Genomic DNA, 10,599 nt, shown 5'->3' on the forward strand with positions numbered 1-10,599 from the left:
TGTCTCATGTTCGGCTGCGCCTTGGGCGTTGACCTGGGCAAGTCGACTCCTTTCCGTGTCTGTCCAGCCTTGTGCGGGCGCGCGCCGACTGCGCTTATGCCAAGGGGTTTGTGCACGCAGAACTACGCGATGGGGATTGATTCGGTGAAGTCGCCGTGGAATGGCCGGGGTTTCGCAGGGCGGCCGCCAGGTGCTGGGAGATGCTCGTCACTGCGGTGGGCCGCATCATCGCCTGGTGGGTGCACGATATGGAGATCTCGTGCACCTGCCCCCCGATGTGGGGGCGCCATGACGCGACGTTCAGGCCGTGTTCGGCGGTGCTCCCGTCAGCGGTGAAGAAGAGGAGGTTCCCACGGTGGTGCCCGGGCCGGAAGGACCTGGCCAGGCGCCGGTTGTTGGTGGCGATTTCCGTCAGACGGTCCAGGTTCAGTCCCTCGGTGGCGAGTGTCCCGTGCACGCTGTCCACGTCGGATCGGCCGAATGCCTCCAGGACGGCGGCGACCACGTCGTCCTTCTCATCCACCGTGTCCTGCGGGTCGGCTGTGAACTGGGGGTAGCTGTCGAACATGGCCAGGAGGTCGACCTGGTGACCCCGTTCGGTGAGCCGGTCGGCCATCCGATGTGCCACGAGACCGCCGAAAGACCAGCCGGCCAGGCGGAACGGCCCCGAGGGGCGGACCTTCAGGACCTCGGACACGTAGTCGTCGGCCATCTCGTCGATGCTCGTGGGCAGCGTGCCGGAACCGTCCAGGCCTCGCGCCTGGATTCCGTACACGGGCCAGCCGGGGTCGAGGTGACGGAGGAAGCCCGTGTAGCACCACGCCATGCCGCCGCCGGGGTGGATGAGGAACAGCGGAGGCCGGCTGCCGGATTGCCGCAGGGGCAGGAGGGTGCCGAAGCCGCTTCGGGGGGCACCGCTGTGGATCCGTGCTGCGAGTCGCGCGACGGTCGGGGCCTCGAAGAGGTCGCCGATGCCCAGGTCTGTGTCGAAGGCGGTCCGTACCCGGTGCATGAGGACGGCGGCGAGGAGCGAGTGCCCCCCGAGGTCGAAGAAGCCGTCGTCGGGAGCGACCGCGGGAAGTCCGAGGGTCTCGGCGAAGAGGTCGGACAGGAGGGCTTCCTGCGGGGTGGCAGGTGACACGGACCCGGACGCAGAGGTGGTGACTTCCGGTGGCGGAAGCGCCCTCCTGTCCAGCTTCCCGTTGGGGGTGAGCGGCATGGCCTCCAGAAGGACGAAGGCTGCAGGCACCATGTACTGGGGCAGTCGGTGGGCCACGTACCGCCGGAGTTCGTCGGCGTTCAGCCCGTCCCGGCCGGCGGCCACGACGTACGCGGTGAGCCGCGCGCCGCCCTGTCCGCCCTGTCCGCCGTCTGTCAGGATCACCGAGGCCTGGGCAACCTCCGGATGCTCCACCAGGGCGGCTTCGATCTCCCCGAGTTCGATCCGGAATCCCCGGATCTTGACCTGGTGGTCGACCCGGCCGAGATACTCCAGCTGACCGTCGCGCCTCCAGCGGGCCAGGTCGCCGGTGCGGTACATGCGGGAGCCCGCGGTGCCGAAGGGGTTCGCCACGAACCGTTCGGCGGTCAGGTCCGGGCGGTGCAGGTATCCGCGGGCCAGTCCCCGGCCCGCCAGATACAGTTCGCCAGCCACCCCGACCGGAGCCGGTCCGAGGGAGCCGTCGAGGACGTAGGCCTTGGTGTTGCGGAAGGGACGGCCGATGGGCACGGCACCATCCGGCAGAGCTGTGCCGGGCGGGATGCGGTAGTGCGTCGAGCCCACGGTGGCCTCGGTGGGGCCGTAGTGGTTGACCACGCCGAGGCCGGGGTGGCGGCGGCGCAGTTCCGTCAGGGCCCGTGCCTGCAGCAGTTCACCGCCGAGCATGAGTTCCCCGCTCGGTACAAGGCTCTTGTCCCGTTCCAGGAGGAGCGGCAGATGTGTGGGGGTCGCTTTGAGGAACGTGCAGGTCACCTCCTTGTTCGGTCGCTGCGTCGGGTCGGTGATCTGGACGCAGCCGCCATTGGCCAGTGCTCCGTAGACGGCGGTCAGGGGCAGGTCGAAGGCGAGGGAGGTGTGCAGCACGGTGGTGTCGCGCAGGGCGGGATACGCGTCGGTGCACCAGGCCAGGTAGTCGGCGAGCGAGCGGTGTTCGACCACTACTCCCTTGGGCCGGCCGGTGGAGCCGGAGGTGTAGATGACGTAGGCGGCGTGGTGCGGGGTCAGGGGTGCGGCCCGGTCCGCGTCCGTGACGGGGGTGGCGGAGCAGCGGGACAGTTCCGCCCTCGTCTCGGGATGGTCCAGGTCCACGTTCGGGAAGGGGGAGTCCGTCGTGGCGAAGGGTCCGGTGAGAGCGGAAGTCGTCAGCAGTGCTACCGGGTCGGCCTCCGCCAGCACGTCGGCCGACCGCCCGGGCGGCAGTTTGCTGTCCAAGGGCACATACGCCGCTCCTGTCTTGAGGACCGCGAGCATCGCGACCAGCAGTTGAGGTGAGTTGGGCAGCGCGAGCGCGACGATGCGCTCCGGTGCGGCACCCCGGCGGATCAGCAGCCGTGCCAGCCGGTTGGCCCGCGCGTCGAGCTCCCAGTAGGTGTACGTCCGGTCCCGCTGGGCGACTGCGGGGGCGTCCGGAGTGGCTCGGACCTGCGCGGCGAGGAGATCGGGCACGGTGGCCGGCGGGGTGGTGTCCTCTTTTCCGTTCCATTCCACGAGCAGTTGGTGGCGCTCCTGCGCGCCGAGGACGTCGATGCGGCTGAGCGGGCGGTCGGGGTCCTTCAGCACGGCGTCGAGCAGCCGCAGCAGACGGTCCGCGAAGCGCCGCGCGGTGGCCGGGTCGAACAGGTCGGTGCTGTAGCGCAGTTCGGCCTCGATGCCGGCCGGGGTGCGGTCGAAATTGTGCTGCTCGGTGAACGTCCAGGAGAGGTCGAACTTGGCCGTCTCCTCCTGCCACGGATACGGAGCGCAGTCGGCGCCCGGCAGGGCGAGGTCGTACGCGGTGGTGTTCTGCAGGGCGACCATGACCTGGAAGAGCGGGTGGCGGGAGAGGGACCGGGCCGGGTTGAGGGTCTCCACCAGCGATTCGAAGGGGAGGTCCTGGTGTGCGTAGGCGGCCAGGCTCGTCTTCCTTGCCCGGTCCAGGAGTTGACGGAATCCTGGATCGCCCGAGGTGTCCGTGCGCAGCACCACTGTGTTGACGAAGAAGCCGGCCAGCTCGTCGAGGGCCTCGTCGGTGCGGCCGGCGACCGGGGTGCCCAGGGGGATGTCGGTTCCGGCGCCGCACTTGGTGAGGAGTGCGGCGACTGCGGCCTGGAGGACCATAAAGAGCGTGGCCCGGCCGGAGCGGCCGAGTTCGGCGAGGCGGACGTGGGTTTCGGAGGGGATCCAGAAGTCCACGACCGCGCCGCTGTGGCTCGCGACGGCGGGCCTGGGCCGGTCGGCGGGCAGTTCGAGCTGATCGGGTAGACCAGCGAGCGCCTCGCGCCAGTGGGCGAGCTGGCGGGCCGCGAGGCTGTCGGGGTCGGCCCAATCGCCGAGCAGCTCCCGCTGCCAGAGCGTGTAGTCCGCGTACTGCACCGGCAGAGGCTCCCAGCTTGGGCGGGTACCGGCGCGGCGGTCCGCGCAGGCCTGGCTCAGATCCCGCAGCAGTGGTGCGACGGACCAGCCGTCCGCTGCGATGTGGTGGAACACGAGCAGCAGAAGGTGCTGGTCCTCGGAGGCGGAGAGCAGGGCACCACGCAGGGGCGGATCGGTGGCGAGGTCGAACGGGCGGGCCGCGGCTTCGGTGATCGCCTCGTCCCAGCCGGCCACCGGGACCGTGCGCGTGACGAACTCCGGTACGGCCCGGTCGGCGGGCAGGACGATCTGGATCGGTCCGAGGTCACCGTCGGCGAAGACCGTCCGCAGGCTTTCGTGTCGGGCGCTCACGTCGGCCAGCGCGGCGGCCAGCGCATCGGCCAGGGCTTCCTGGTCCGCGGTTGCGGTCAGCTGCCAGGCGCACACGATGTGGTAGGCGGCGCCGCTCTCCCGGCCCAGCTGCTGGAGGAACCAGAGGCGTCGCTGAGCGAACGACAGCGGGACAAGAGCGGGACGGTCCGCCCGCTGCAAGGCGGGCCGAGCCCGGCCCGCCGCGGTCAGGCGGGTGACGAGCCGGGCGACGGTCGGAGCGTCGAAGAGGGCGTGCAGCTCGACTTCCGTGCCCAGGGCGGCACGGATGCGCGCGACCAGCCGAGTGGCGAGCAGGGAATGACCGCCGAGGTGGAAGAAGTCGTCGTCGATCCCGACCGCTGTGGACAGGCCCAGTACCTCGGCGAACAGGCCGCACAGGATCTCCTCCTGCGGGGTGCGCGGTGCCCGCCCGTGTCCTGCGGGCACGGGTCCCGGCTCGGGGAGCGCACGGTGGTCGACCTTGCCGTTGGTGGTCAGTGGCAGCGTGCCGAGGAGGACGAGCCGGCGGGGCACCATGTAGTCCGGCAGGGCGGCGGTGACCCGTTCCAGGACCGTGTCGGGATCGGGGGTGGCGCCCGTGGCCGGGACGGCATAGCCGACCAGTTGGCGCTCCCCCGGGCTGTCCTCACGCACCATCACGGTTGCCCGGGAGATCTGCGGGTCGGCGGTCAACGCCTTCTCGATCTCGCCGAGTTCGATGCGGAAGCCGTGGATCTTCACCTGGTTGTCGGACCGGCCGAGGAACTCCAGTTGCCCCTCGGGCGTCCACCGGACCAGGTCACCGGTGCGGTACATCCGGGCGCCGGGCCGGTCCGCGAAGGGGTCGGCCACGAAGCGTTCCGCGGTGAGCCCGGGCCGGCCCAGGTAGCCGCGGGCCAGTCCGGCGCCTGCGATGTGCAGTTCGCCGGGCACACCGACGGGGACGGGTGCGAGGTACCGGTCAAGGACGTGGCAGCGGGTGTCGTGCAGAGGGCCGCCGATGGGGACGGGGCCCTGCCGCGGGCCGTCGGCATCAAGGGGGTGGCAGGTCGCGAACGTTGTTGTCTCGGTCGGTCCGTAGACGTTGACCAGTGTGGTGCGCGGATGCGTCAGGAGCAGCCTGCGCACGGTGTCGGCCGAGGCCGCCTCGCCGCCGAACCACACCTCGTCCAGGGATGCGAGCGCGTCCGGGATCTCGTCGGCCAGTACGTTGAACAGTGCTGTCGTGAAGAAGGCCGAGGTCACTGCGTGTTCGGTGACGAGGCGGTCGTAGTGGGCGGGGGTCAGGTGCCCCGGGGGTGCGACGACGACGGTGTTGCCTGTCAGGAGCGGCACCCAGATCTCGTACGTCGACGCGTCGAAGGCGTGGGCCGAGTGCAGCAGGACGCGCTGCCCGTGATCGGTCCGCCAGCGCGGGTCGGATGCGAAGGAGGCCACGTTGGCGTGGGTGACCACCACGCCCTTGGGCACGCCGGTGGAGCCGGATGTGTGGATCACGTAGGCAGGGTCCTCGGGTCCGACAGCCACTTCCGGGCCGGAGGCGAGGTCGGTGTCCGGGCCTGTCGGGTTCTCGACGGTGATCGTGGGAATGCCGAGGTCCTCGGCGGCTGCCACGATCTGGTGGGAGCGGGTGGACGGGTCGACTAGCAGGGCGGCCGCCCCGGTGTTCTCCAGGACCCACCGCATGCGTTCCAGCGGGAAGCCGGCCGGTATCGGGACGTAGGCGCCGCCCGCCTTGACCGTGGCGAGTGTGGCCACCACCAGGTCCGGTGACCGGTCGAGGAAGGTGGCGACACAGGCGCCGGGCGCGACACCGAGCGCGGTCAGCCGATGGGCCAGCCGGTTGGCCCGCGCGTCCAGCTCGCGGTAACTCAACGTGGAGTCTGCGCAGATGACGGCCGTGGTGTCGGGATGGGCCTCGACCTGGGCGGCGAAGACGTCGGGCAGGGTGCGCGGTTCCCCGGTACCCGCAGTGCCGGTGCCCCATTCCCGCAGCCGGCGGCGTTCTTCCGGCCCGAGGAGCGCCAGCCGGGAAAGGGGTGTGGCCGGCCGGGCCGCGATGTCCGTCAGCAGGTGTTCGTAGTGCTCCAGGAGTCGTTCGATACGGGCGTGGTCGAAGAGTTCGGTGGAGTACTCGGCCTCCAGGAGCAGTTCGCCGGCTCCGTACGTGGCCCGCAGGGTGAGGTCGAAGCGTGATCCTCCGGTGTCGTCGAGCGGGCAGAGCACGGCCTCGACGCCCTTCCCCAGGAGGAAGGGGGCCGGTGCGTGGTCGGCCTGGAAGGCGACCTGGAACAGCGGATTGCGTCCGGTGTCGCGCTGCGGGCTCAGGTCGGCGACGATCCGGTCGAAGGGGACGTCCTGGTGGGCGGCCGCTTCGTGCACGGTGTCGCGCACGGCCCGCACCAGGTCGGTGAAGGACGGGTCGCCGTCCAGGGCTGACCTGATGACGACCATGTTGACGAAGAAGCCGATGAGGGCCTCGCTGTCCACGGACGGGCGGCCGGCGAACGGCGTGCCCACCGCGATGTCGGTGGTTTGCGTGCAGCGGTGCAGCAGAACCTTGAACGCTGCCAGCAGCACGACGAAGGGTGAGGTGTTCTCAGCCCTGCCCAGGCGTGCGAGCGCGTCGCCGAGAGCGGCCGGCGCGGCGCGCCGGGCCACCGCGCCCGCGCCGGTGGGCGCTGCGGGCCGGGGCCGGTCGGCGGGTATTTCCAGGGGGGTGAGGCCGTCCAGCCGCCGGCGCCAGTGGGCCAGTCCGGCGTCCGGAGCAGCGTCGGCCGGCTCTGTGCGCTGCTCGGCGGCGAAGTCGGCGTACTGGTAGGGCAATGGGTCCAGATCGGGTTCACCGCTGCTCGTCCACGCCGTGTAGCAGGCCTTCAACTCCTCGAACAGAACCTCCAGCGACCAGCCGTCCGCACAGATGTGATGAAAGGTCAGCTGCAGGGCGTGGTCGAGTGGGCCCAGCCGGTACAGGGCGGCGCGCACCGCCGGCCCGGCGGCGAGGTCGAAGGCCCGGCGGCTCTCCTGCGCGATCGCCCGCCGCGCGGCCGGCCACCGGTCCGCTTCGGGCAGACCGCTCAGGTCCAGAAGGGGTACGGCGATGTCGTAGGGCGCGTCCTGGACCTGCCGGGGGGCGCCGTCGATCACGAGGTAGCGGGTGCGCAGCACCGCGTGGCGGGCGATGACGGTGGCGAGGCTGCGGGCGAGGGCCTCCTGGTCGAGGCTGCCGCTCAGCCGGAGTACGACCGGCATGTTGTAGGTCGTGTCGCCGGGCCTGAGCTGGTCCAGGAACCACAGGTGTTCCTGGACGTAGGACAGGGGTGCGCCGTTCGTGTTCCGCAGGGCGGTCCGTGCGGACTCGCCGCTCACCGAGGTGGCCATGGGCTGTTCCTGCCTGTTCGGGTTCTACTGGGCTGCGCGGTCCCGCAGGAGGTCTGCCAGAGCGGTGGCGGTGCCGGCTTCGTAGACGTCCTGGAGTGTGATGCGGGAGGCGAACCGGGCTCGCACCCGGTTCACCAGACGCAGGGCGAGCAGGGAATGGCCGCCCTGTTCGAAGAAGTCGTCATCGGGGCCGATGCCGGGGCGTCCCAGCACCTCGGCGAAGACCGCTGTCATCCGCTGCCCGGCGGGTATTTCGGAACCCGGCTCCGCGGGTGCGGGCTCCGCCTCGGAAGGTGCGGGCAGGGCCGCGCGGTCCAGCTTGCCGTTGACGGTCAGGGGCAGGGCCTCCAGTACCACCGTCGCGGACGGCAGCATGTACTCGGGCAGCCGAGAGGCGAGATGGGCGCGGAGCCGCCGGCCGTCGGGGATCTCGCCCGGCGCGGGGACCACGTAGCCGACGAGTGTCGCGTCCGGGGTTCCGGCGTCCCGGACGGTGACGACTGCCTGCCGTACGGAGGGGTGTTCGCCCAGGACAGACTCGATCTCGCCGAGTTCGATGCGGAAGCCGCGGATCTTCACCTGATTGTCCGCGCGGCCGAGGTATTCCAGACCGCCGTCCTGCGTGCGGCACGCCAGGTCGCCCGAGCGGTACCCCCGCACGAGCCGCCCGTCCGGGCCGCACAGTTCGACGAACCGCTGCGCGGTCAGCTCCGGGCGTCCCAAGTAGCCGAGACCGACCTGTGGTCCCACGACGATGACCTCGCCGGTGGTGCCGTCCGGCACCGGGGCGAGGGCGTCGTCCACGAGGAGCAGATCCGAGCCCGGCAGGGGGCCGCCGATCAGACTGCGGTCGTCGCCGAGGTCGGCCGGGGACAGCACACGGTAGGAGGCGTGCACGGTCGTCTCGGTGATGCCGTACATGTTGATCAGGCTCGGACCGCTCCCGGAGTACTTGCCCGCCCAGCCCTTGAGGTCCGAGGGGCGCAGTGCCTCCCCGCCGAACACGACCGTCCGCAGCGGCAGCCGGTCCGCCCACTGCTCGTCCTCGGCCGCCAGCTGGTGGAAGGCGGTGGGTGTCTGGCTGAGGACGGTGACCTGTTCATCGCGCAGCAGACGCCGGAAGGCGGCAGGGTCGCGTGCCACCTCGGTCGGTACGACGACCGTGGTGCCGCCGGTGAGCAGCGGACCCCACATCTCCCACACGGAGAAGTCGAAGGCGTAGGAGTGGAAGAGCGACCATATGTCGTCCGGCCGGAAGCCGAAGAGGCCGTCGGTCGCGGTGAACAGCACCAGCGCGTTGCGGTGCGAGATCTCGACGCCCTTGGGGCGGCCCGTGGTGCCGGAGGTGTAGATGATGTAGGCCCGGTCATCGGGCGCGGTGGCCACGGGTTCCGGGCTGCCGGGGGCGCAGGTCTCGGTGAGCAGGACCGGAATGCCCGCGGGGACGTTCGAGGACAGGGTGTCCGAGGTGATGACGAGAGCCGGTTCGGCGTCCTGCAGGATGAACTTCAGCCGTTCGGGGGGCGATGCCGGATCGAGGGGCAGGTAGGACCCTCCGGCCTTCAGGGCGGCCAGTGCGGCGACCACCATGGTGTGGCCCCGTTCGAGGAGGACGCCGGTCAACGGGCGTGGCCCGGAGGCTCGTTCCTGGATCGCTGCGGCCAAGGCGTCGGACTCCAGGTCCAGTTGGCGGTATGTCAGGTTCGTCGGGCCGTTGCGGACGGCCGTGCGGTCCGGGTGGGTGGCGGCGACGGTGGTGAAGGCCTCGGCCAGGGAAGCGGTCATGCGGGGCTCACCGCCAGGACGGTGTTCTGACCGCCGAATCCCATGGAGTTGCTGAGTGCCAGGCCGATGCGGCGAGGTGTCGCGGTAGTGACCATGCTGATCTCGATCTCCGGATCGGGGGTGGTGAGGTTGGCGGTCGGCGGGGCGATGCCGTGTTCGACGGCGAGCACCGTGTAGGCGGCCTCCACTGCTCCGGCGGCTCCCAGCAGATGGCCGGTGACGCCCTTGGTGGAGCTGACGGCCGGATCGTGGGGCAGGACCCGGCGCAGGGTGCGCGCCTCGGCCAGGTCGTTCATGGGGGTCGAGGTTCCGTGCGCGTTGACGTAGGCCACCTCCCGGGCCGTGGCTCCGGTATCGGCGAGGGCCTGATGGATCGCCTGTTCCAGGCCTCGTCCATCGGGGTGCGGGGCGGTGATGTGGTGGGCGTCGGCCGTGCAGCCGTGCCCGGTGATCCGGGCGCGGACCCTGGCACCCCGCGCCCGCGCGTCGGCCGTTCGCTCCAGGACCAGAAGTCCGGCGCCCTCGCCGGCGACGAATCCGTCACGGGCGGCGTCGAAGGGCCTGGATGCCCGCGTGGGGTCGTCACCGCGCTCGGAGAGCGCGCCCATCCTGGCGAATCCCGCCATGATCAGCGGGGTGATCAGGGCTTCGCTGCCGCCCGTGAGGACGATGTCGCAGCGGTCCAGGGCCAGCAGGTCGCACGCGGTGGCGATGGCCGAGGCACCGGAGGCGCACGCGGTGGCCACGACCAGGTTGGGGCCGGTGGCACCGAACTCCATCGCGACCTGGCCGGCCAGCATGTTGGGCAGATACATGGCCAGCAGCAGGGGGGTCACCCGCCCCGGCTTCTCGTCCAGCAGGATCTGGTGCTGCTGTTCGAAGGTCTGGGTACCGCCGCCCGCGTTGCCGAGCACGACGCCCACGCGGGCGCCGTCCCACGTGCCGGGGTCGAGCCCGGCGTCCGCCAGGGCTTCGTGAGCGGCGACGAGCGCGAACTGGACGAAGCGGTCGAGGCGGTGCGCCCGCCGCCCGCCGAGCAGGGCTTCAGGGTCGAAGCCGGGCACCCGGCAGGAGAAGGACACCGGCAGGTCCTTCAGTACGGGATCGGAGGCTGCGGCGGTGGACCGGGCCGCGCCGATCGCGGCCCAGTTCCGCTCGGTCCCGATCCCGGCCGGGGTGACCAGGCCGAGACCGGTGACCGCAGCGTCGGTGCGGGGTGTCATGCGTGCGCCTGGGCGACCCGCTCGTCCACCAGCCGGGCCATGTCGCCCAGGGTGGCGAGTTCCTTGAGCTCGTCCTCGTGGATCTCCACGCCCAGGTCACGCTCAAGAATGACGGTGAGCTCCACCAGGGCGAGCGAGTCGAACTCGATGTCCTTCAGGGTGGCGTCCGGGGCGATCAGGTCGTCGGGAACCTTGAGGTCGTCGACGAAGATCTTCTTGAGGGTGTCGTAGGCGGTCATGTCTGCTCCTTGATTCTGGGGGGGGCCGTACGTGGGAGGCCGTACGGGA

The 10,599-nt window shown here is 70.9% G+C and carries 4 protein-coding genes; all 4 read right to left on the reverse strand.

All coding sequences use genetic code 11. The features are described 5' to 3' along the window. Positions 1–94 precede the first annotated feature (94 nt). The 4 genes from G3I71_RS39360 to G3I71_RS39375 are packed head-to-tail and all read right to left on the reverse strand — an operon-like array spanning position 95 to position 10,550. Positions 95–7,303 carry a non-ribosomal peptide synthetase gene (locus G3I71_RS39360; protein WP_164322715.1) on the reverse strand — a complete coding sequence of 2,403 codons (7,209 nt, stop codon included), beginning with the start codon at positions 7,301–7,303 and terminating at the stop codon, positions 95–97. Positions 7,304–7,327: 24 nt separating this feature from the next. After that, entirely contained in the window at positions 7,328–9,088 is a 1,761-nt protein-coding gene (locus G3I71_RS39365; RefSeq protein WP_164322717.1) for an amino acid adenylation domain-containing protein, read from the reverse strand. Then, complete coding sequence (locus tag G3I71_RS39370) at positions 9,085–10,311, reverse strand: beta-ketoacyl synthase (RefSeq protein ID WP_164322719.1); 1,227 nt, start codon at positions 10,309–10,311, stop codon at positions 9,085–9,087. The genes G3I71_RS39365 and G3I71_RS39370 overlap by 4 nt, the downstream gene beginning before the upstream one ends. Next, a complete protein-coding gene (locus tag G3I71_RS39375; protein ID WP_164322721.1) occupies positions 10,308–10,550 on the reverse strand; it encodes an acyl carrier protein in 243 nt (80 codons plus the stop codon). Before G3I71_RS39375 ends, G3I71_RS39370 begins: the two co-directional genes overlap by 4 nt. Between the last annotated feature and the right edge of the window lie 49 nt (positions 10,551–10,599).

This window comes from Streptomyces sp. SID12501 (genome assembly GCF_010550245.1).
Taxonomy (GTDB): Bacteria; Actinomycetota; Actinomycetes; order Streptomycetales; family Streptomycetaceae; genus Streptomyces.

Coding starts and splice junctions, on each gene's coding strand:
- G3I71_RS39360 (WP_164322715.1), bottom strand. CDS start 7,303: ATGGCCACCTCGGTGAGCGGCGAGTCCGCACGGACCGCCCTGCGGAAC.
- G3I71_RS39365 (WP_164322717.1), bottom strand. CDS start 9,088: ATGACCGCTTCCCTGGCCGAGGCCTTCACCACCGTCGCCGCCACCCAC.
- G3I71_RS39370 (WP_164322719.1), bottom strand. CDS start 10,311: ATGACACCCCGCACCGACGCTGCGGTCACCGGTCTCGGCCTGGTCACC.
- G3I71_RS39375 (WP_164322721.1), bottom strand. CDS start 10,550: ATGACCGCCTACGACACCCTCAAGAAGATCTTCGTCGACGACCTCAAG.